General features: G+C 65.2%; 24 protein-coding genes. 5 read left to right on the forward strand and 19 right to left on the reverse strand.

Features of this window, described 5'->3' with window-relative positions:
- Positions 1 to 58 precede the first annotated feature (58 nt).
- Together ACESL5_RS00025 and ACESL5_RS00030 are read right to left on the reverse strand one after the other, a co-directional pair.
- Positions 59 to 1,522 (reverse strand): NAD-dependent succinate-semialdehyde dehydrogenase, encoded by a 1,464-nt coding sequence (locus ACESL5_RS00025; RefSeq protein ID WP_372590728.1) that lies wholly within the window; start codon positions 1,520 to 1,522, stop codon positions 59 to 61.
- Between the two features lie 18 nt (positions 1,523 to 1,540).
- Complete coding sequence (locus ACESL5_RS00030) at positions 1,541 to 2,578, reverse strand: aldo/keto reductase (protein WP_372590729.1); 1,038 nt, start codon at positions 2,576 to 2,578, stop codon at positions 1,541 to 1,543.
- Positions 2,579 to 2,634: 56 nt separating this feature from the next.
- Between ACESL5_RS00030 and ACESL5_RS00035 the strand changes: the two genes are divergently transcribed.
- Positions 2,635 to 3,168, forward strand: coding sequence for a hypothetical protein (locus ACESL5_RS00035; RefSeq protein WP_372590730.1), 534 nt, complete (start codon positions 2,635 to 2,637; stop codon positions 3,166 to 3,168).
- Positions 3,169 to 3,237: 69 nt separating this feature from the next.
- On the opposite strand, the gene alr is transcribed toward ACESL5_RS00035, so the two are convergent.
- The 5 genes from alr to rpsF all read right to left on the reverse strand — a co-directional run bounded on the left by alr (position 3,238) and on the right by rpsF (position 7,184).
- Positions 3,238 to 4,347, reverse strand: a complete 1,110-nt coding sequence (gene alr, locus ACESL5_RS00040; protein ID WP_372590731.1) for an alanine racemase — start codon at positions 4,345 to 4,347, stop codon at positions 3,238 to 3,240.
- Complete coding sequence (dnaB, locus tag ACESL5_RS00045; protein WP_372590732.1) at positions 4,344 to 5,777, reverse strand: replicative DNA helicase; 1,434 nt, start codon at positions 5,775 to 5,777, stop codon at positions 4,344 to 4,346. The genes alr and dnaB overlap by 4 nt, the downstream gene beginning before the upstream one ends.
- A gap of 260 nt (positions 5,778 to 6,037) precedes the next feature.
- Positions 6,038 to 6,493, reverse strand: coding sequence for a 50S ribosomal protein L9 (gene rplI, locus ACESL5_RS00050; RefSeq protein WP_372590733.1), 456 nt, complete (start codon positions 6,491 to 6,493; stop codon positions 6,038 to 6,040).
- Positions 6,494 to 6,529: 36 nt separating this feature from the next.
- A complete protein-coding gene (gene rpsR, locus ACESL5_RS00055; protein WP_125198602.1) occupies positions 6,530 to 6,754 on the reverse strand; it encodes a 30S ribosomal protein S18 in 225 nt (74 codons plus the stop codon).
- 19 nt (positions 6,755 to 6,773) lie between these two features.
- On the reverse strand, positions 6,774 to 7,184 hold the full coding sequence (rpsF, locus tag ACESL5_RS00060) for a 30S ribosomal protein S6 (protein ID WP_372590734.1): 411 nt from the start codon (positions 7,182 to 7,184) through the stop codon (positions 6,774 to 6,776).
- Positions 7,185 to 7,345: 161 nt separating this feature from the next.
- Between rpsF and ACESL5_RS00065 the strand changes: the two genes are divergently transcribed.
- The 4 genes from ACESL5_RS00065 (at position 7,346) to ACESL5_RS00080 (ending at position 10,694) form a co-directional block, all read left to right on the forward strand.
- The gene (locus ACESL5_RS00065; protein ID WP_372590735.1) at positions 7,346 to 8,026 is read left to right on the forward strand and encodes a YoaK family protein; all 681 of its coding nucleotides are present in this window, start codon (positions 7,346 to 7,348) and stop codon (positions 8,024 to 8,026) included.
- Positions 8,027 to 8,168: 142 nt separating this feature from the next.
- A complete protein-coding gene (locus ACESL5_RS00070) occupies positions 8,169 to 9,122 on the forward strand; it encodes a hypothetical protein (protein ID WP_372590736.1) in 954 nt (317 codons plus the stop codon).
- Entirely contained in the window at positions 9,119 to 9,880 is a 762-nt protein-coding gene (locus ACESL5_RS00075; RefSeq protein ID WP_372590737.1) for an ABC transporter permease, read from the forward strand. The genes ACESL5_RS00070 and ACESL5_RS00075 overlap by 4 nt, the downstream gene beginning before the upstream one ends.
- The gene (locus ACESL5_RS00080) at positions 9,873 to 10,694 is read left to right on the forward strand and encodes an ABC transporter ATP-binding protein (RefSeq protein WP_372590738.1); all 822 of its coding nucleotides are present in this window, start codon (positions 9,873 to 9,875) and stop codon (positions 10,692 to 10,694) included. The genes ACESL5_RS00075 and ACESL5_RS00080 overlap by 8 nt, the downstream gene beginning before the upstream one ends.
- A gap of 7 nt (positions 10,695 to 10,701) precedes the next feature.
- Here ACESL5_RS00080 and acpS read toward each other — a convergent pair whose 3' ends face one another.
- From acpS to ACESL5_RS00140, 12 genes are all read right to left on the reverse strand, one after another.
- Positions 10,702 to 11,076 carry a holo-ACP synthase gene (acpS, locus tag ACESL5_RS00085; protein ID WP_372590739.1) on the reverse strand — a complete coding sequence of 125 codons (375 nt, stop codon included), beginning with the start codon at positions 11,074 to 11,076 and terminating at the stop codon, positions 10,702 to 10,704.
- The gene (gene pdxJ, locus ACESL5_RS00090) at positions 11,073 to 11,843 is read right to left on the reverse strand and encodes a pyridoxine 5'-phosphate synthase (protein WP_372590740.1); all 771 of its coding nucleotides are present in this window, start codon (positions 11,841 to 11,843) and stop codon (positions 11,073 to 11,075) included. The genes acpS and pdxJ overlap by 4 nt, the downstream gene beginning before the upstream one ends.
- A gap of 51 nt (positions 11,844 to 11,894) precedes the next feature.
- A complete protein-coding gene (gene recO, locus ACESL5_RS00095; RefSeq protein ID WP_372590741.1) occupies positions 11,895 to 12,605 on the reverse strand; it encodes a DNA repair protein RecO in 711 nt (236 codons plus the stop codon).
- Between the two features lie 31 nt (positions 12,606 to 12,636).
- Complete coding sequence (era, locus tag ACESL5_RS00100) at positions 12,637 to 13,539, reverse strand: GTPase Era (RefSeq protein ID WP_372590742.1); 903 nt, start codon at positions 13,537 to 13,539, stop codon at positions 12,637 to 12,639.
- On the reverse strand, positions 13,536 to 14,279 hold the full coding sequence (rnc, locus tag ACESL5_RS00105; protein WP_372590743.1) for a ribonuclease III: 744 nt from the start codon (positions 14,277 to 14,279) through the stop codon (positions 13,536 to 13,538). The genes era and rnc overlap by 4 nt, the downstream gene beginning before the upstream one ends.
- Complete coding sequence (locus ACESL5_RS00110) at positions 14,266 to 14,664, reverse strand: DUF4845 domain-containing protein (RefSeq protein ID WP_372590744.1); 399 nt, start codon at positions 14,662 to 14,664, stop codon at positions 14,266 to 14,268. The genes rnc and ACESL5_RS00110 overlap by 14 nt, the downstream gene beginning before the upstream one ends.
- 39 nt (positions 14,665 to 14,703) lie before the next feature.
- Positions 14,704 to 15,540 (reverse strand): signal peptidase I, encoded by an 837-nt coding sequence (gene lepB, locus ACESL5_RS00115; RefSeq protein ID WP_372590745.1) that lies wholly within the window; start codon positions 15,538 to 15,540, stop codon positions 14,704 to 14,706.
- 42 nt (positions 15,541 to 15,582) lie between these two features.
- Positions 15,583 to 17,397, reverse strand: coding sequence for a translation elongation factor 4 (gene lepA, locus ACESL5_RS00120; RefSeq protein ID WP_372590746.1), 1,815 nt, complete (start codon positions 17,395 to 17,397; stop codon positions 15,583 to 15,585).
- Between the two features lie 90 nt (positions 17,398 to 17,487).
- On the reverse strand, positions 17,488 to 19,038 hold the full coding sequence (locus ACESL5_RS00125; protein WP_372590747.1) for a trypsin-like peptidase domain-containing protein: 1,551 nt from the start codon (positions 19,036 to 19,038) through the stop codon (positions 17,488 to 17,490).
- A gap of 86 nt (positions 19,039 to 19,124) precedes the next feature.
- Complete coding sequence (locus tag ACESL5_RS00130) at positions 19,125 to 19,619, reverse strand: SoxR reducing system RseC family protein (protein WP_372590748.1); 495 nt, start codon at positions 19,617 to 19,619, stop codon at positions 19,125 to 19,127.
- Complete coding sequence (locus ACESL5_RS00135) at positions 19,619 to 20,719, reverse strand: MucB/RseB C-terminal domain-containing protein (protein ID WP_372590749.1); 1,101 nt, start codon at positions 20,717 to 20,719, stop codon at positions 19,619 to 19,621. The genes ACESL5_RS00130 and ACESL5_RS00135 overlap by 1 nt, the downstream gene beginning before the upstream one ends.
- A gap of 8 nt (positions 20,720 to 20,727) precedes the next feature.
- Positions 20,728 to 21,432 (reverse strand): hypothetical protein, encoded by a 705-nt coding sequence (locus ACESL5_RS00140; protein ID WP_372590750.1) that lies wholly within the window; start codon positions 21,430 to 21,432, stop codon positions 20,728 to 20,730.
- Positions 21,433 to 21,445: the final 13 nt, after the last annotated feature.

A 21,445-nucleotide genomic window follows, 5' to 3' on the forward strand; every position in this document is an offset into this window, starting at 1 on the left:
TACTGAAGATAGTCGGGCTGCGATCGGTTTTCCAAACCGATCGGCCCGGAAAACGGGGTTATCCCATCAACAGGTACTTGGTCTCGAGATACTCGTCCAACCCCTCCATGGCGCCCTCGCGCCCGAGCCCCGATGACTTGACGCCTCCGAACGGTGCGGCGGCGTTCGAGATCAGCCCGGCATTGATCCCGATCATGCCGGCCTCGATCGCCTCGGCCACGCGCCAGACACGGCGGACGTTCTCGCTGTAGAAATACGCGGCCAGGCCGAAAGGCGTATCGTTGGCCAGGTCGATCGCCTCCTCCTCCGTGGCGAAGGTCGACACGGCGACAACCGGGCCGAACGTCTCCTCCTGCATCACCTGCATGGACTGGCGGACGCCGGTCAGCAGGGTCGGCAGGACGTAGTTGCCGCCGCGCGCATCCAGCTCGCCACCGGCAACCACCTCGGCACCCCCGGCCGTCGCGTCGGCGACGTGGGACAGCACCTTGTCCACGGCTTCCTGGTTGATCAGCGGGGCGATCTCGCTCGACGGATCGAACCCGTCGCCCAGACGGAGGTTCTCGATGCGCTCTTTCAGCTTGCCGACGAACGCATCGTGCACGGAGTCCTGCACGTAGAAGCGGTTGACGCAGACGCAGGTCTGCCCCGTATTGCGGAATTTCGCGGCGATCGCCCCATCGACGGCGGCATCGAGGTCCGCATCGTCGAAAACCACGAACGGCGCATTGCCGCCGAGCTCGAGCGATATCTTCTGCACGTGCGTGGCCGCCTGCCGCATCAACTCGCTACCGACCTCGGTCGAACCGGTGAAGGAAACCTTTCGGACCAGTGGGTTGGCGGTCATTTCTCCGGCAATCTCTCGGGCAGATCCAGTGACGACGCTGAATACGCCGGCCGGCACGCCGGCCCGGGACGCCAGCTCCGCCAGGGCCAGCGCGGAGTACGGGGTGGCCGATGCCGGCTTGACCACCATCGAGCAGCCCGCCGCCAGGGCGGCACCGGCCTTGCGCGTGATCATGGACGAGGGGAAGTTCCAGGGCGTGATGGCCGCACAAACCCCGATGGGCTGGCGGATCACCACGATGTGCTGGTCAGGGTTCGCCGGCGGAATGGTGCGTCCATAGGCGCGACGCGCCTCCTCGGCGAACCACTTGAGAAACGAGGCGGCGTAGCGGATCTCTCCGGCAGCCTCGGCCAGCGGCTTGCCCTGCTCCAGCGTCATGATCGCCGCCAGGGTGTCCTCGTGTTCGAGCATCAACTCGTACCAGCGATAGAGGATCACGCCACGGGCCTCGGCCGTCTGCCGCCGCCAGGCCTTCATGGCACGGTCGGCGGCCTCTACGGCTCGCCGTGTCTCGGCGGCACCCAGACGAGGAACCTGCCCGATCGTCTCGCGCGAGGCGGGATTGTCGATCGGCTGGGTTTCGCCGCCGTCGGCATCGATCCAATCGCCGTCCACGAACGCACGCTCACGGAACAACGGGTTGGAACGGATTCTTGTCACCCACTCAGCACTCATGGCACTCGCCTCCTGCACTCAGACCGTTGGGCTCGGATAACGGGCATCGATCGTGTCGATGGCCGCGAGCAGATCGCTCGACAACCGCAGGTTTGCGGCCGCGATGTTCTCCTCGAGCTGCGACAGGCTGGTCGCCCCGATGATCGTCGACGCCACCTGCGGCAGACGCAGGGTGAAGGCGATCGCCATCTGCGCAGGCGACAGTCCGTGCTCGCGCGCCAAGGCCACGTATGCGCGGGCAGCCTCGGTGGCGTTCGGCTTCTCGTAACGTTGGCCGAAACTCGGAAACTCCGTAATGCGTCCCTTGGCCTGCGGGTCGTCGAGGTACTTGCCCGTCAGGTGACCGAAAGCCAGCGGGCTGTAGGGCAGCAGGGCCACGTCCAGCTCCGTGCACACCTCGGCCAACCCGCCGGTCTCGAACTGGCGGTTCATCAGGTGATAGGCATTCTGCAGGGAGGTCACCGCCGGAAGGTCGAGCCGACGCGCGGTTTCCAGGAAGGACATGACACCGTAGGGGGTTTCGTTGGACAGACCGATGTAACGCACCTTGCCGGCCTCGACCAGGTTGGCGAGGACCTCCAGCTGGGCCTCGAACGACTCCGCTTCCCAGCGGTTGTCGGCATCGTAATAGACATCGCCGAACTTCGGTACGTAACGATCCGGCCAGTGGATCTGGTAGAGATCGACGTAATCGGTGCGCAAACGGCGCAGGCTTCCGTCAATGGCGTGGTTGACCTGCTCGCGGGTGATGCGGGGACCACCGCGGATGTGCTCCATCGGCCGACCGGCACCGGTGACCTTGGTGGCGATGACTAGATCCTCGCGCCTGCGCTCCTTCAGCCAGCTGCCGATGTACGCCTCCGTCCGCCCTTGCGTCTCGGCCCGCGGCGGGACCGGGTACATCTCAGCGGTGTCGATGAAGTTGATCCCCGCGTCCACCGCTCGGTCCAGCTGCTGGTGTGCCTCGGTCTCGGTGTTCTGCTGGCCGAAGGTCATCGTGCCCAGACAGATGCTGCTGACCTTCAGGCCGCTGTTGCCCAGTCGCCGGTATTCCATCGTGGTATTCCGCCCTTTAAGCTGTATCGATTTCCGAATGTCAGAGAGTAGCCGAGATGACCCGCGTTTCCAGCCAGATCGCCGCCGCCCACATTGACCTGATCCGCGCAATCGCCGGGGCTGTCGTGGAACAGGTGGACCCCAGTGAGGCCCGGGCGGCCATCGAACGTTACCGCGAGGATGGCTGGTCCGCACTGGCCGATGCACTGGAGCAACGACTCGCCGGCCAGCCGGTCCATGCATCGAGCCTGGACGACGAGGACCGCGTCGTTCTCGACGCGGTCGAGAACGCCACCAGCAACCCCGCCTGGCTGGACGACGTGGAGGCCGAGGCCGAGGCGGAGGCCGCCGAACAGATCGCCGCCCTGATCCTGGCCGCGACCTGGGGCGAGCGCGAGGCACTTGCCGCCATCAACGAGATGCGCGAGACCGCGGAAAGCGCGGGAGTGGCCGGATCCACGGCCCACGCCTTCGTCGCCATCGTCGAGGGAGAGCGCGATATCGACTGCCTGAGCCGGGACTTCCCCGAAAGCCGCCGCGGCTTGGTGAACGCCACCCTGGCGGCCGTCCGCCGCCAGGAACGGGCATGAGACGCCTTCTGCCCCCACGAGCCCTGCTTTGATCGCCCCCCCCGTGCCCCGCACGCCTGAAAGACAGCCTCAGGCGTTGATGACACGGGCCTCCGCCCGGAGTTCGCTGCCCATGCGGCACATCAGCTCGTAGCTGATCGTGCCCGCGGAACGGGCCACCGAGTCGATGGGCAGACCGTCGCCCCAGCATTCCACCTCGTCACCCACCCGCGCCTCGATGCCGCGCAGGTCGACGGTAACCATGTCCATCGAGACCCGGCCGATGATCCGTGTCGTCTGCCCATTGACGCGGATGGGCGTGCCATCCGGTGCGTGGCGCGGATAGCCGTCTCCATAACCCACGGCGGCGATCCCCACGGCCATCCGCTCCGGCGCGATGAACCGCCCGCCGTAGCCGATTGAACCGCCCCGCGGAACCTCCCGAACCGCGACAAGCACGGTCCGCAGGTGCATGCCGGCTCGCAGGTCACGGTCAGCCGCCTGCCCGAAAATAAAGGGATTGCCTCCATAGAGCATGATCCCCGGCCTGACCCAGTCGCCACCCGCGTCGTGCCCGAGCAGGGCCGCGGAATTGCACAGGCTGGTCTCGCCATTCCATCCGGTAGCCACCCCGGCGAACCGATCGATCTGCGCCCGGGTGTCCGCCGGATCCGGTTCGTCGGCCCGGGCAAAATGTGTCATCAACCCGACCCGGTCGGCCACCGCCGGGCAGTTCTCCAGCCTCGCCCGGGCCTCCTCGATCATGGCCGGCATGAGTCCTGCGCGGTGCATGCCGGTGTCCAGTTTCAGCCACGCGCGGAAATGACCGCGAGACGCTCCCCGGCCGCGGTTGGCGCACCAGCGCCCGAGTTCCCGTATCTGCGCCAGGTCATGGAAGACCAGGTCGAGCGAGTGCTCGATCGCGAGTTCCATTTCCTCGGCGTCAAGCGCACCCTGCAGGACGAGCAGGCGCTGGTCGAAGCCCGCTCCTCGCAACGCCAGGGCCTCGCCCGGCGTCGCGACCGCGAACCCCTCGGCACCGGCGGCCGCGAAGGCCGAGGCGGCCGTCTGCATGCCGTGGCCATAGCCGTCCGCCTTGATCGCGGCGAAGATGCGCCGCGGACCCGCCGCCCGCCGCGCCACGCCGAGGTTGTGTCGCAGGGCGGCGGCGTCGATCGTCAGGCGGGCGCGACGCATCATCGGTAGGCTTCCGGCACCGCGTCCGAGCTGATGAAGTCCTCGAAACGCGTGTTCTGGCCGCGGAAGGTCATCACCACGGTACCGATCGGACCGTTACGCTGCTTGCCGATGATGATCTCGGCCATGCCCTTCTTCTCGGTATCCGGCTCGTAGACCTCTTCGCGGTAAATGAACATGATGATGTCCGCGTCCTGCTCGATCGCCCCCGATTCACGCAGGTCCGACATAACCGGCCGCTTGTTGGGCCGCTGCTCCAGCGAACGGTTGAGCTGGGAGAGCGCGATCAGCGGCACGTTGAGCTCCTTGGCCACGGCCTTGAGCGAGCGGGAGATCTCGGAGATCTCGTTGGTGCGGTTCTCCTTGGATCCCGGCACCTGCATGAGCTGCAGGTAATCGACCACGATCAGCCCCAGATCCTGCTCCCGGGCCAGTCGCCGGGCGCGCGAGCGCAGGTCGGAGGGCGACAGCGCCGGCGTGTCGTCGATGAAGATCTTCGCCTGGCTCAACTGGCCCACGGCGCCGGAAATCCGGTGCCAGTCCTGGTCCTCGAGCTGTCCTGTGCGCACACGCGTCTGGTCGACCCGGCCCAGCGAGGAAAGCATCCGCACCGCGAGCTGATCGCCGGGCATCTCCATGGAGAACACGGCCACCGCCTTGTTGTTGTACAGGGCGACGTTCTCCGCGATGTTCATGGCGAAGGTCGTCTTGCCCATGGAGGGGCGCCCCGCCACGATGATCAGGTCACCGTTCTGCAAACCCGTGGTCATGCCGTCGAGGTCAGTGAAACCGGTGCTCTGCCCGGTCACCTCGCCCTTGTTCTCGTACAGTTCGGCAATGCGATCCATCGCCACGGTCAGCAGGTCCGTGATGCCCTGGAAACCGCGCCGGGTGCGTGCACCCTCGTCGGCAATGGCGAAGATCTCCTTCTCGGCGTGCTCGAGTACGTCGTTGGCCATCCGCCCCTCGGTCTGGTAGCCCATGCGCGAGATGTCGGTCCCGACCTCGATCAGCCGACGCAGGAGGGCGTGCTCGCGGATGATCTCCGCGTAGGCGACGATGTTGGCCGCACTGGGCACCGAGTCCACAAGCGCGGCGAGATAGTCGTTGCCACCGATGTCCTCGAGCTTCTCCAATGCCCTGAGGCGCTCGGAGACCACCATGGCGTCGAAAGGCTGGTTTCGCTCGGCCAGATCCTCGATCACCTCGAAGATCATGCGGTGATCATGAAAGTAGAAGTCCTCGCCCCGGATCTTGTCGCCGACCTGTTCGAAAGCCAGGGGATCGAGCATCAGCCCGCCGAGTACGGCCTGCTCGGCATCCTGGGAGTGTGGCGGCACGCGCAGGGGGATCGGGGAAGCGCCATCCCGGCCGGAGGAAGGGCTGCGGAAATGGCCCGGGTTGTTGTCGGATTGGTATTCCGTTGATGGCATCGGTATTGGGACCATGGGGTGTGTCGGGGTCTGCGACAACGGGCGTCAGGCGGCCCCGGAGCGTTTTCCGAGGTCGTCGTCAACTCGCCGTGAAGAACCCGAATGATACGCCTTGGACCGGTTGAAGGCCACGGGGAGACAGAGATTCCGCGAGCCCCGCGAGGCGCTGGCGGCACCTCGACCGCCAACGAAAAAGCCCGCCCCTTGTCGGGCGGGCTTCGAAGCGTTTTCGCACCGGCCGTGGCCGGCGAGACGCTTGCTTACTGCTCGGGAACGACCACGACGGTGATGTCGACGTCGACTTCCGAATGCAGGTGCAGTTGTACCGGGAATTCGCCCAGCGCACGCAGGGCACCTTCCGGCAGGCGCACTTCGCGCTTCTCGATCTCGACACCGCACTCGTCGCTGACGGCGGTGGCGATCTCGACGGTACCGACCGAACCGAACAGCTTGCCTTCGGCACCGGCCTTGACCGGGATGGTGACGCTGGCTTCTTCACCGATCTTGTCGGCACGGGCCTGGGCGGCAGCCAGCTCCTCGGCGGCCTTCTTCTCGAGCTCGGCGCGACGCGTCTCGAACTCTTCCATGTTGGCCTTGGTGGCCGGCTTGGCCTTGCCGTAGGGGATCAGGAAGTTGCGGGCGTAGCCCGGGCGGACGCGGACCACGTCGCCCAGCGAGCCCAGGTTTTCTACCTTGCTCAACAGAATTACTTGCATGGGATATTGACTCCTAGACGCTCAGGACGGACGCGATCAGTGACGGTCGGTGTACGACAGCAGGGCCAGAAAGCGCGCACGCTTGATGGCGGTCTGCAACTGGCGCTGATAGCGGGCATTGGTACCGGTCACGCGGCTCGGCACGATCTTGCCGGTCTCGGTGACGTACTGACGCAGGGTGTCAATGTCCTTGTAGTCGATGTGCTTCACGCCCTCGGCGGTGAAACGGCAAAAACGCTTGCGACGGAAAAAACGGGCCATGGATCAAACCTCTTGAAACTTATTCGCTGGAGTCGTCGGACTTCTTGTCGTCGTCACGACGCTCTTCACGCTTGTTGTCATCGTCACGACGGCGCGGACGACGCTCGGACTCGCGCTCCTGCATCATCGGGGAGGCTTCGGTGTAGGCCTCGTCGCAACGGACGGTCATGTGGCGCAGGACGGCATCGTTGAACTTGAACGCTTCCTCGAGCTCGGCCAGGGCTTCCTGGTCGGTCTCGACGTTCATCAGCACGTAGTGCGCCTTGACCAGCTTCTTGATCGGGTAGGCCAGTTGACGGCGACCCCAGTCCTCGAGGCGATGGACCGTGCCCTGCGCAGCCTCGATAATGCCGCGGTAGCGCTCGATCATGGCCGGGACCTGGTCGCTCTGGTCCGGATGGACCATGAAGACGATTTCGTAATGACGCATGGATCAAAACTCCTGTGGATTGAAGGCAGCCTGCCGCATGCGAACGGTCAGGCAGGAGAAACAAGGCGCGCATTCTACGCCGACTCACGGGATGCATCAAGGCGCATTCACCGGCGTAGTATCAACCGTTCTCTCCTGATGCAAAAGCCGTGTTTACCGACATGCCCTACCCCCATCGAAATCAAGACACCCCGCGGGCGAAGATTTTCGTCCTGGCCTTCGTCATGGCGGGACTGGCCGGTCACGTGAACAGTGCCATGCTGCTGGCGTTCGGACTGCCGGTGAGCCAGATGACCGGCACGGCCTCGCACCTGAGCGAAGGGCTGGCATGGCTGGACGCGGGTACGGCGCTGACCGCGGTGGCCATCCTGGCCGGTTTCGTGGGCGGGGCGACGCTGTCGGGCGTGATGATCGGCCACCGGCGGTTCCCCGAGAGCCCCCGCTATGCCTGGGGGCTGGGCGTGGAGATGATCCTGCTGCTTGCAGCCGCCACGGCCGCCCTTTCGGGACTGGTCGTCATCTCCCTGACCATCGCCGCCGTGGCCTGTGGGTTGCAGAACGCGCTGGTGGCCAGCTACCGGGGACTGCTGATTCGCACCACCCACATCACGGGCATCACGACCGATCTCGGCGTGCACCTGGCCCGATCCATCCGGCAGCGCTCCTGGTCCTGGGAAATCTCGCTGCTGTTCACGCTCATGGTGGGCTACATCGCCGGCGGCATTGGCGGCGTGGTTTCCCAGGCATTGGGAACGGCAGGCAGCCTCATGCCGGCCGCCACCGGTGCCGGCCTGATGGCACTGGTCGCCCGGTTCTACCAGAAACGACACCGAAACCACTAAGCACGTCCCTCCTGCAACAAACGCCGTTCCTGCCGCTCCGTCGGCCAGGTCGACGGAACTTTCCCATAAGTTTATTGTATATAGTAATAACCGCAATTATTCTCATTGCCGTTACCAAACAAATCGCGCAGGAGGATCCACCATGACCCTGATCTCCCGCTTTCTGGTCCCGACCTTCCTTCTGATCCTCGTCATCCCGGCTAGGGCTGAGGAGATACGCCTGTCATTGCCGCCGGATCCGAACGCACTGCCAATCTTCGTACTGGCGGAAAAACAGGAGCAATTCCTTCCGGACGACGACCTGATCCTGGTCTCCAACCCCGCCGGGGACCCATCGGCCATGCGCGCCATGATCCAGGCGCGACGGGTGGACTTCGCCCTGTTCAACCTCGTCGGGGGCGTTCGCTTTCACCAGGGCGGGCTGCACGACCTCGGGCTGGTCACCCCCTGGGTGTGGCGTGGCATCTACCTGTTACAACCGGTGAATGGCGGGACACTCGGGGAACTCGACGGCCAACGGGTGCTGGTCGCGCCCGGCACGGCCACTCCGCCCCACGTGATCACCGAACGCGCACTCGCCGGGATGGACATCCGGCCCGAGTTCGTCACCGGCGGTGCCGGCACCGTGCTGATGGAACAACTGCGTGACCCGAACAGGGCGCCGGCGGCCGTGGCGGCACCCGAACCGGTAGTCAGCCTGATCCTGGATCGCCAGGAAACCCAGGTCTGGCAGCAGCGCTGGGAAATCCGCCTGGACCCGGCCGAGCAACTGGGAGGATCCATCCCGCTCGGTGCGTTGTGGCAGGCCCACCCCGACGTGGACCCGGCGGCTCGCAAGCGGCTGGTCGCCGCACTCGATGAGGTGGCCGCCTGGCTGGAAGACCCGGCCAACCACGAAGAGGCAGCCGCCATCGGCGCGGCCGGCTACCGCTCGTTCTTCCGGATGCCCATCCCGGATGCGACCTTCCGCGGCATGCTCGGTGCCGATCGGGTTCACTGGGGCACCGCCACTGGTCCGGCAGCGCGCACCGCGGTGAACGACTATCTCCGCTCGGTCTTCGAGATCGAGGCCCCGGCGGAACTGTTCCAGCCATGAACAGCGGCCGCCTGCACCCACTGCTCGTCCCGCTGGCCGGGGTGACGGGACTGGTGATCGGCTGGTGGTTGTTGGCCCAGCAGGTGCCCGACTCGATCCTCCCGGGGCCCGGCCCGGTGATGGATCACCTGGCCGCTGCCCTGTCCGATGCGACGATCTGGAAGGATACCGCCTTCACCCTGACCAACGTGATGGCAAGCTTCCTGATCGCGGTGGTCGGCGGGACCCTGCTCGGTCTGTGGGCGGCGTCCTCGCCGGTGATCGAACGGCTGCTACACCCCATGGTGGTGGTGATCGAGGCCGCACCCACCATCGCCTGGCTGGTACTCGCCATCCTCTGGCTGGGGCTGGGCGCCGGTCCGCCGATCCTGGTGGGCGTGAGCATGGCCCTGCCGCTGATCGTCATCGCGACCAGCCACGGCCTGCGCCAGATCGACGCCGGGCTGATGGACATGGCCCATGTCTACCGCTTGTCACGCTGGACCCGACTGACCCGGATCCTGCTGCCCTCGCTGGCCCTGACGCTAGCCGGCGCGGCTTCCGGGGCGCTGTCGGTGGCCTGGCGAGGCATCATCATGGCCGAGGCGTTCTCGGCCAGTCACGGCCTCGGCCCGTCCCTCTGGGGTAGCTACCTGTACGGCGAGATCAACGACGTCTACGCGGTGATCCTGTGGATCATCCTGCTGGGTCTCGCTCTCGAATACCTGTTGGTCCACCCGACCAGGAAACTGATCCGGAGGCGCCTGCGTCATGAATGATCCCCGATATTGCGACCTGCCGGCCTGTCCGCTCCAGGTCGAGACGCGACGGCCTCCCGCGCTCGACGACACGCGGGGCGAACGCCTGCTCGCGCTGGATGGCGTCTGCCGTCACTTCGAGGCTGGCGCCGGCGTGCAGGGAGTCGACCTGACGGTCCACCGAGGCGAGATCCTCGGCGTCTGCGGGGCGAGCGGCTGCGGCAAGTCCACCCTGCTCCGGCTTGTCGCCGAACGGGAAACCCCGACCGCCGGCCGAATCGACCGGCGGTTCGAGAGGTTGGGGATGGTCTTCCAGGAGCCGCACCTTCTCCCATGGCTCAGCGCCCGCGACAACGTGGCCCTGGTCAGACGCGACCACCCCACGGAAAACCGGCAGGCGGCCGCCGAGGCCCTGGCGTCCGTCGGGCTGCAATACGCCGTCGACCAGTTCCCGGCCCAGCTCTCCGGTGGCATGCGCCAGCGGGTGGGCATCGCGCGGGCCCTGGCCGCCGATCCCGACCTGCTACTGATGGACGAACCATTCTCCAGTCTGGACTACTTCACCACGGTCGACCTGCTCGAACTGGTACGTCGGCGTGTACTGGAACGGGATATCGCCGTGGTGTTCGTCAGTCACGACGTGCGGGAAGTCACCCGTCTCTGCGACCGGGTCGTGGTGATGGGCGGATCTCCGGGTCGGATTCTCGACCAGTTGGTCAATCCCCTGCCCCCCGACGAACGTGAATCCCGGCCCGGTGCGCTGGCCCGCTTCGAGGATCAGGTCCTCGAGGCCATCCGCGACGGGCAGCCGGACGCGGCTGCCCGCGGGCCTTAAACGACACTCAAGCGCTGATGACGACGAAGGCCAGCGCGTAGGCTCGCTCGTCGGTCACCGACAGCGACACCGCCCGTCCGCCCATGCGTTCCAGCGACTCGGCAGCCTTGCCCACCAGCACGACCTCTGGCCGACCGTTTTCGTCATGCCGAGTCTGGATGTCCGCCATACGCAGGCCGTCGCGGAACCCCGTACCTAATGCCTTGGCAACCGCCTCCTTGGTCGCGAAACGCTTGGCCAGCCAGGCCGACGGATCCCCGGCAGGAAGACGTTCCCGCTCAGCCGCTCCCAGCACGCGGTCGACCAGGCGGGCACCGTGGCGCTCCCAGGCCCGACGGATGCGGGCGATCTCGACGAGATCCGTGCCGATGCCGAGGATCATGATCCCGAGGGCTGCGCCCCGCGACGTGCCGCGTGCATCAGTTCCTTCATCTCCCGGACAGCGGCAGGGAGCCCGGAGAAAACCGCCTGGCCAATGATGGCATGGCCGATATTGAGCTCCTCGATCTCCTCGATCGCCGCGATGGCAGCGACGTTGTGGTAGTGCAGGCCATGACCGGCATTCACGCACAGCCCGACGTCCACCGCATCACGCGCGCAGCGACGGATCAGTTCGAGCTGTTCCTGCGTCGCCTCGTCCCCGTCGGCATCGGCGTAGTGGCCGGTGTGCAGTTCGATCACCGGGGCCTCGCAGGCCACGGCGGCGTCGATCTGTCGCGGATCGGCATCCACGAACAGCGACACCCGGATGCCGGCCTCGGCCATGCGGTCGCAAGCCGCATGGATGCGATCGATCTGCGCCGCCACGTCCAGACCACCCTCGGTGGTCAGTTCCTCGCGCCGCTCGGGGACCAGGCAGACATCCTGCGGACGAATGCGGCAAGCGAAATCGATCATCTCGTCGGTGGCGGCCATCTCGAGGTTCATGCGCGTCTGCAGCAGCTCGCGCAGGATCTCCACGTCGCGATCCTGGATGTGACGCCGATCCTCGCGCAGGTGCAGCGTGATGCTGTCGGCACCCGACTGCTCCGCAAGCAATGCCGCAGTGACCGGGTCCGGATAGCGGGTGCCGCGCGCCTGTCGCAAGGTAGCCACGTGATCGATGTTCAGACCGAGAAGGGGATATTGGGCGGTGACGCGATTGGTCATGGAGTGTTGTCCCGGGGAGATTGTGACAAGTTGACAGTTCGGTCCGACAGTTTAAGGCGAATCCCGCGAGGTTTCAGCCCCGGACGGAGCCGCGGGCCACAACCGTCGGCTGACGAACGGCCGATTGCCCACGTGGGGCAACAGAAGTGCCTGCATGAGGTCACGTGCCACCCGGCGATCGGGTGCGGAACGAAGCGGCTGGTCGCCTGCGATGGCGAGCAGGATCCGACCGTAAATCGCGTCGGCCCGCCCATCGGGGACGATGCCTCCCTGCATTCCGACCCGATAGGTGGCTTCGGGGTCGACGGGTACGCGGCCGGCCGTGTATTCCCAGTCGATCCCGCTGCCAAGGTGCTCAAGCAATTGTCGCTCGAATCGACGGATCACCACGGAGACCGGCATGTCGGGCTCCTCCAGCATCGCGAGGCTCTTCCAGTAGTCGAGGAACAACCCCGACATGGGCTCGTCGGGCCGCAGGGCGCGGAGGATCAATTCGTGCAGGTAGAAGGCGGCAGCCAGGCGGCGGCCATGCAGGAAACGGAATCCCTCGACCGGTTCAGCCGACTTGAGCACCGGCCAGCCGCCGCGCCCGGCAGACTGCAGTTCCAGGCAGACGAAGGCGGGCGGGCGTTTCTGGCCGCGACTCCCGACCCGCCGCCCCCCCGGCTGGCGCATGCGCACCCAGCCATGGGTATCGGTGAGCCAGTCGAGTAGCAGGCCGTGCTCCTGGAAGGGGCGGGCATGCAGGAGGAAGCCGCGCATGGTCTAGCCGAGTCTCACGGCCACGGGGCGACTACTCCGGCAACTGGTAGCCGAGCGCGGCAACCGAGCGCTCGTCGTCGGCCCAGTCGTCATGGACCTTGACCCACAGGTCGAGCATCACGCGTTTTTCCAGCAGGTGCTCGATCGCCTCGCGGGCCTGCTGGCCCACCAACTTCAGTCGCGAACCGCCCTGCCCGATCACGATGCCCTTCTGCCCGGAACGGGCCACGTAGATCACTGCACCGATGGTCACGAGGTCTGGGGTTTCCTCGAAGCGCTCGATGGTGACCGTGGTCTGATACGGCAGTTCGTCGTGCAGGGAGCGGGCGAGCTTTTCACGAACGATCTCGGCGGCCATGAATCGCACCGGCGCGGTCGTCACCTGGTCCTCGTCATAACCCGGCGGGCCTTCCGGCAGGTAGGAAAACACCAGGTCGAGCAGACCGTCGAGCCCGCGCTTGCGCCGGGCACTCATGGGATAGATCTCGGCAAAGTCGCCCTTCTCGCCCATCTTCGCGAGAAACGGCAGCAGTTCGGTCTTGTCGTTGACCAGATCCACCTTGTTGATCACCAGCACCACCGGGGCCTCGACGTTCTGCAGCAGTCGGAGGACGTTCTCGTCCTCCTCGCCGAACTGGCCGGCCTGCACGAGAAACAGGATCAGGTCGACGCCCTCCAGCGCACTGCGGGCGGTGCGGTTGAGCTGCCGGTTCAGCGCGTCACGACCACCCCGGTGGAGTCCCGGCGTGTCGATGAGGACAACCTGTCCGCGCGGCTCGGTGACGATGCCGGTGATGCGGTGACGGGTGGTCTGCGGTTTCGGGGCGGTAATGGATACCTTCTGCCCAACCAGGCGATTGACCAGCGTGGACTTGCCGACGTTGGGACGCCCGACAATGGCCACGTGGCCGAAACGGGGACTTGTCTCGTTCATTCGGCATTCTCCGGCTTGTTCGGGCCGTCTCGCGTTTCGCGCAGGGTATCGAGCATGTTGCGGGCGGCACTCTGTTCGGCGCGGCGACGGGAGGAGCCCTTGGCCCGCGTCTCGTACGGCTCGCCGGCGGCGTCGACGCGACAGGCCACCTCGAAGGTCTGGCGATGCGCCTGGCCCGTCTGGCTCAGGACCTCGTACTCCGGAAGGGCCAGGCGGTCACGCTGCAGGTACTCCTGCAACTGGGTCTTGGCGTCCTTGAGCGACTGGGCATCGGGCAACGACACCAGCTCGTCACGGAAGAGTTCCTGCACCCAGTCGTGCGCGATGGCGAAACCCTTGTCGAGATACAGGGCGCCAATCAGTGCCTCCAGGGCGTCGGCGAGGATCGAATCCCGGCGGTGGCCGCCACTCTTGAGCTCGCCCGAGCCCATCACGAGATAGTCGCCCAGCCCGATGCGGCGCGCCACCCGGGCGAGCGTTTCCTCGCGCACGACCGACGCACGCAGGCGGGAGAGCGACCCTTCGGAGGCATCCGGCTTGTGGCGGTAGAGGTAGTCGGAAATGGCGAGGTTGAGGATGGAGTCGCCCAGGAATTCCAGGCGCTCGTTGTTGATGCGGCCGGCCGAACGGTGTCGCAGGGCCTGCCCGAGCAGGTCGCCATTGTCGAAGGACAGCCCCAGCGCCTCGGCCAGGGTGCCCGGTTCTCGGATGAGGGGATTGTTGCTTCTAGTTACTGACACGGACTTGGTGTTCGAACTCGGCCACCAGCGACAGGTTGCCGAACAGTGTCGCGCGGCCTTCGTAGTTGTACTTGACGTCGAATCCGCCGGCGACCGGACGGATGTCGAAGTCCTTGGGATCGAAGTGGTCGTCCACCTCGTTGATGTATAGCTGCTTGTCGGCGATGCGGCGGATTTCGGCCGGGCCGGAAACCGTCTCCTTCTCCAGGCTCTTGAAGATCGTCACCAGTTTCTGGTCGGCGATGTAGATGGGTACCACCTGCATCACGACCAGTGCGGCAAAACCGAGCACGATCGCTCCGATGATCAGTCCAATGAGCGACATCCCGCCCTGGCGACCCGCCGACATCAGCTGACGATTTCCCTTCGCTTGCATGTTTTCCATTCCTCTTCAATCCTCGCCTTCGAGAAGGCATGCCTTCGATTAGTCGGATTCGACGACATCGATCGAGCGGCCGATGCGACTGGCATCGAAACCGCCGTCCTGCCAGTTCCAGTGCAGCCAGATCATAACCGCTTTGCCCACCAGATTCGATTCCGGGACGGTGCCCCAGAAGCGGCTGTCGTTGCTGTGATTCCGGTTGTCGCCCATGACGAAGTACTCGCCGTCAGGGACCGTCCACTCCCCGGATCGCAGGTAGCCACCGTTGTCCAGCAGGACCTGGTGGGGGTTGCCATCGAGTTCCTCGACCGCGACGGTCAGACCCGCGTGCTTGAGATTTCCGTCCCCCGCATAGCGACCCTGTGGCTCGAGGGAAACCTCGCGCCCGTTGATCCACAACCGGTGATTGTCGACGCGCACGGCATCACCCGGCAGGCCGATGATTCGCTTGATGTAGTCCACCTCGGGCTGCTCCGGATAGCGGAACACTGCCACGTCACCCCGTTCCGGCTCACCGATCGGGAGGACCTTGGTGTCCACCACCGGCAGGCGGAGGCCGTAGCTGAACTTGTTGACCAGGATGAAATCCCCGACCAGCAACGTGGGCATCATCGAGCCCGAGGGAATGCGGAACGGCTCGAACAAAAACGAGCGGATGACCAGCACGACCAGCAGGATCGGGAAGAACGACTTGGCGTAATCGACCAGCAGCGGCTCGCTGTCGCTGGCTTCCTTGCGCTCGATGCCCGCCTCGTGACCCAGTTGCCGGGCTTCCGATTCGAGACGCGCCAGCCGTTTCGGCCGGAACGCCAGCCGGTCAACCAGCCAGATCAGGCCGCTGGCGAAGGTGGCGACCACCAGGATTAACTCGAAATTCAAGGAAAGTTCTCCGGGTTCGTTTCAACCGGCCGCGGTCGGCGGTCAGTTGCTCTTGTTGTCCATCTGCAGCACGGCGAGGAAGGCCTCCTGAGGCACCTCGACCTTGCCGATGTTCTTCATCCGCTTCTTGCCGGCCTTCTGCTTCTCGATCAGCTTCTTCTTGCGCGAGACGTCGCCGCCGTAGCACTTGGCCAGCACGTTCTTGCGCAGCGCCTTGACGTTGGTCCGCGCGATGATCTTGCCGCCGATCGCCGCCTGCAGGGCCACCTCGAACATCTGCTGCGGGATCAGTTCCTTGAGCTTCTCCACCAGCTCGCGACCCCGCTGCTCGGCCTTGTCACGGTGGACGATCAGGGAGAGCGAGTCGACTGCCTCGCCGTTGATCAGGATGTCCATCTTGACCAGACGGGCCGCCTCGAAGCGGTCCAGGTGGTAATCGAAGGAGGCATAGCCACGGGAAACCGACTTCAGGCGATCGAAGAAGTCGAGCACCACCTCGGCCAACGGCAGGTCGAAGATCAGGGTGACCTGGTTACCGGAATACAGCATGTTCTTCTGTACGCCGCGCTTTTCCATACACAGGTTGAGCACCGGCCCGACGAAATCCTGCGGACAGAGGATGTGCGCCTCGATGATCGGCTCGCGGATTTCGTTGATCAGCGTCGGCTCGGGCAGTTGCGAGGGGTTATGGATCTGGTAGGTCGTCCCGTCCTTCTCCTCGACCTCGAAGATGACCGTCGGGGCGGTCGTGATCAGGTCGATGTCGTACTCGCGCTCGAGCCGCTCCTGGATGATCTCCATGTGGAGCAGCCCCAGGAAGCCGCAGCGGAAACCGAAGCCCAGCGCGGTCGAGACTTCCGGCTCGAAGTGCAGCGCCGCGTCGTTCAGGCGCAGCTTGCGCAACGCCTCGCGCAGGTCGTCGTAGTGGTCGGCCTCCACCGGGTAGAGACCGGAGAAGACTCGCGGCTGCATCTCCTTGAAGCCCGGCAGCGGCCCGTCGGCAGGATTCTCGGCGTCGGTGAGAGTATCCCCCACCTTGGCCGAATCGATGTCCTTGATGCCGGCAATGACGAAGCCCACCTCGCCGGCGAACAGCCCGTCACGCGCCAGCGTCTTGGGCGTGAAAACGCCGGTCTTGTCGACGGTGAACACATCACCCGTGCCCATTGCCTTGATCTTGGCCTTGGGCCGGATCGCTCCGTCGATCACCCGCACCAGCGCGACTACGCCCACGTAGTTGTCGAACCAGGAATCGACGATCAGGGCCTTCAGGGGGCCATCCTCGTTGCCCTCGGGGGGCGGGATCTGCTCGATCAGTCGTTCGACGACCTCGTCGACACCCTCGCCCGTCTTGGCCGAACAGGTCACGGCGTTCTGCGCCTCGATGCCGATGATGTCCTCGATTTCCGCCTTGACCCGGTCGGGTTCGGCGGCCGGCAGGTCGATCTTGTTCAGCACCGGCACCACCTCGAGGCCGAGGTCGATCGCCGTGTAGCAATTGGCCACCGACTGGGCCTCGACGCCCTGGGAGGCATCCACGACCAGCAACGCGCCTTCGCAGGCCGCAAGCGAGCGTGAGACCTCGTAGGAGAAATCCACGTGCCCCGGCGTGTCGATGAAGTTCAGGCGATAGGTCTCCCCGTCGCGGGAGTGGTAGTCCAGCGAGACGCTTTGTGCCTTGATGGTGATGCCGCGCTCACGCTCGATGTCCATCGAGTCGAGCACCTGCGCACTCATCTCGCGCTCCTGGAGACCCTCGCATCGCTGGATGATGCGATCGGCCAGCGTGGATTTGCCGTGATCGATGTGCGCGATGATCGAGAAGTTGCGAATCCGGGAGAGACGCTCGGAGGCCATAGGGTATTAACTTTCGGTTCGTGGACGTGTCTCGCGCGACGGACGGGTCGCGGGAAAGGTCGCACAGTATATAGCCCAACCCACCTCAAGTCAGTCGGAACGATGCGGGTTCCCGGAAAATGCGGGCATGAAGAAGCGACGCTCGCCATCACGACGCACGAGGAAGAGCACGAGCTCGTTGCCACGCGTATGGGCCAACCGGGCCAGGATGCGATAGGCCTCGCGGAGGGACTCGATCTCGTTCTGGTCGATGGAGAGGACCACATCGCCCGGCGCCAGCCCGGACGCTGCCGCCGGCCCCTTGGGATCGAGCTCACCGACACGCACTTCGCCCTCGTCGCCCCGGCGCAGGATGAGGCCGAGTGTCTCGATGACGACCAATTCCGGCTCTTCCATCTCGTCGACCGACGGGACGGGCTCCTCGGCCGGCGGTTCCGGCAGCGCCGACAACTGAACATCGATCTTATGGGTCGAATCGCCGGAATGAACTTCCAGGCGCACGTCCGATTCCGGTGGCAGCGCCCCGAGCACCTTGGTCAGGTCCGCTCCCTCGTTGATCTGCACGCCGTTGACGGACAGGATCACGTCACCGACCTCCAGCCCCGACACCGCGGCAGGCGAGGATTCGACGAAGCCGACCACCTCGGCTCCGTACGCACGCACCAGCCCCAGGTGCTTGGCCAGATCCCGGCCCACGCTGCGCACCTCGACGCCCAGAAACCCTCGACGCACCTCGCCGTGGCGCTTGATCTGGGTGATCACGTCCACGACGTAGTTGATCGGGATGGCGAAAGAGATGCCGTTGAAGGCCCCCGACTCGGTGAAGATCTGGGCGTTGATGCCGATCACCTGCCCCCGCGTATTGAACAGCGGGCCGCCGGAATTTCCGGGATTGATGGCCACGTCACTCTGGATGAACGGTACGTATGGCTGCTTGGATTCGGACGGCAAAGTGCGCCCCAGGCCGCTGATTACGCCCGCCGTCACGGTCTGGTCGAATCCATACGGCGAACCGATCGCCACGGCCCACTGACCGGGACGGACATCATCCGAGTCGCCCAGGGACACCGGCGGAAGATTATCGGCATCCACCTTGAGCAGCGCGATGTCGCCGATCTCGTCGACCCCCACCAAGTCGGCATCCATCTCGCGGCCGTCGGCCAGCCGTACGAAAATCTTGCTGGCCTCACCGATGACGTGGGCATTCGTCGCGATGTAGCCGTCGGCGGTCAGGATGAAGCCTGATCCGTCATTCTCCTGAGGTAGCCTTGGGCCCTGGAATTCCGCCGGCACGTCGCGGTCACCGAACAGGCCCCGATACCATTCACCCACCCCACCCGTGCCTGCGTTCTTCTCGTCGACAGGCGGCAGGCTCTGCACGCCGGTCACGTTGACCACCGACGGGGCATTGCTTTCTACCAGCACGGTGAAGTCAGGCAGGCCGGTAACCTGTTGCTGAGGTGGCTCGACACTTTCGTCGCCACCATCCCCGCCACAGGCAACCAGTAGGGCCGCGCCGGTGGCGACCATGACGGCCAACGCGAGGCGCCCAACCAGACGAGACAACCGTGCTGACGGCGAGAATGGCGAGAAAGGAGTGGGGTGGGCAATCTGCATCGGGTGGGGCAATCCGGCGGTCATGAACGGCTCTCTAACAGAGTCCGATTCAATCTGAATTTCGCTAAGGTTACTGCGGAAACGCTACGAGGGGAAACAGTAACCGGGGATCAGTTCTCGCGTGCCTGGCGGAGGGTAACTTCCTGCAATACCGGGAAGAATTGCCCTGAAGCGGCCTGGCGCCGCTGCCGGGTGCGGACGAACCACAGCGTGGCCACCAACCCGGCGAGCGCACCGAGGACAGTGATGGCCTCGTTGCCGACAAGAACATCGAGGCTGAGCGCTCCGGCGAGCAGCCCGAGCAGAGGCGCCAGATAGAGCCACAGCGAGGCGTGAAGCAGCGCGCGTTGCGACATGCCGACGGTGACGTGATCACCGACGGCGAGCGGTTCGGCGGTGGGAAGATAGACCTGGTGCCGCGGAAGCCGGAACAGCCGTTGGAAGATGCTGACACCGCACCCCTGTCCGTCACGACAGTTGGCGCAACCGGAACTGGCACCGGCCTCCAGCCAGACGCCACCGGCTTCGACTGCCACCACCTTGGCCGGCTCGAGCACCAGGTCTTCCCGTGCCAGTGATTCAGACCTTCTGTCGATGTCCGCCATCAGTCGCCGGACTTGGAGTCCGCCTCGGAATCCTTGCCTGACTCGCGCACCGTGTTGGCAACCAGTGCCTCGACGGTGGCGGAGGGGACATCCCCGATCGCGGTCACACGGATGTCGTCGACGGCACGAGCCGCGATCTTCATGCCCTGGCTAGTACGGGAGGCCTGCCGGCTGGCTTCACCCCTGCCCTCCTCGACGAAGACGGAGGCAGTGGCCAACCCGTCACTGATTACCAGGTGCTCGAAGTACTGACCCGTCACCGGGTTTCGCCGCCAGCTTCGCGACTTGATGCTGTAACCGCTCGGCAACGGGTCGACGACCCAGCTTTCCTGTCGGATCGGTGCGTTTTCAACCGGCTCTCCGCCAAGCTCGATCATCTCGAAATCGGAATCGATGTCCGCCACAAGGTCTTCCTGGAAGGACAGCTCGACACGTTCGAGCGACTCGACCTGCGTGAACTGGTTGTGCTCGATCGGTCGACCGACTTCATCGTAGATGCTCATGCGCAGGAGCAGCGGGGTCTTCTGGCCGATGCAGAGCTTGTAGCCGTAGCGGTAATCATCGGTCGGCACGATCGCCATCATGTCGCAGGACTCCCCGGCCACTCGGCTCTGCCCAAGAGACACGACGCGGTAGGTGTCGCTGACCGAATCGATCGATCCGAAACGTTCGCCGGCAAGACGGCTGGTGATGTTGGGGTAGTCCCCCAGCATGACCTGCCCTCGTTGGGGCCAGATGCAGGCGCAACGATCCCCCAGGCGGCGGATCTCTCGCACCTCGCCGTTTTCGGCGACCAGCAGTTCGGCGCGCTGACCTTCCACCTCGCGGTGGACGACGCGCATCAGCTCGATCTCGTCACCGCGAACATGCATGAAACGTCCGCCGTAGGTATGGCGCGACATGACGTCGACCATTTCACCGATACGCTGGCGGAGGGCTGACTCGCTGCCGACATCCAACTGGACCGACGACTCCGGATTTCCGGCGGATTCGACGGCGGTCTCCGTCCATCGGGCACCGGTGTCGGCGAGGGATTCGACGGCCAGGAATGCCGCCGGAACTAGAAAAAGGGTCTGCGCGAGCCTTCTGGTTCCTGACACGTTGCCCATCATTCCCTTTCAAATGCCGCGGCGCGGACTTCCGGCATGACGGTGCCGAATTCCGAGGAAGCCGCACGGTAGTGCGTGATCACGTATGGATCCGAGTCCGTAGTCGAGCCGCCCGTCGCCCATGCCGGAAGCTTCGACTCGGCGGAGGATCCGCTTGACGCGCCGTTGTTCGCCGCCACCACGGTGGCCTCATCCCGCGCCCCGCTGGTGGCGGCGACCGGGGAGACTTCCTCGGGGACGTCGTTGGCGTTGAGAGTGGCCATCACGGCCCGGTCGTTTTCCGTCGGGCCGGTGGCCTGAGCCGGCACTTCACCAGGCACCATGCCTCGATCGGAGGTGGTGATCGTCAACCCTACGGCGGTGACGGCGGCGAACAGCGAAGCGGCCACGGCCCCCTGCACCACGCGCTGCCGGCGTTTGGCCCGCGCGGCATCCAGCGAAACGACCTTGGCCGCACCGGAAAGCTCGTCGGCCGGCAGATCATCGAGTCGTGCATTGACCGCGGCAAGCAGGTCCCGGGTGGGCTCCTCCTCGCCACGGACGCGATTGCCGATCAGTTCATACAACCGGGCCTTCTCGTGTACCGAGTCCCGATGTTCGATCAACTCATCAGCCCAGCGACCGCGGCCCGACAGTTCGTCGTCCCACCAGTCCGAAACCACCGCGTCGATAGTTGCCGAATCGTTCGCCTGTCTTTGCTTCATCACGGGTGCCACC

The organism is Guyparkeria sp., assembly GCF_041687595.1.
Classification (GTDB): domain Bacteria; phylum Pseudomonadota; class Gammaproteobacteria; order Halothiobacillales; family Halothiobacillaceae; genus Guyparkeria.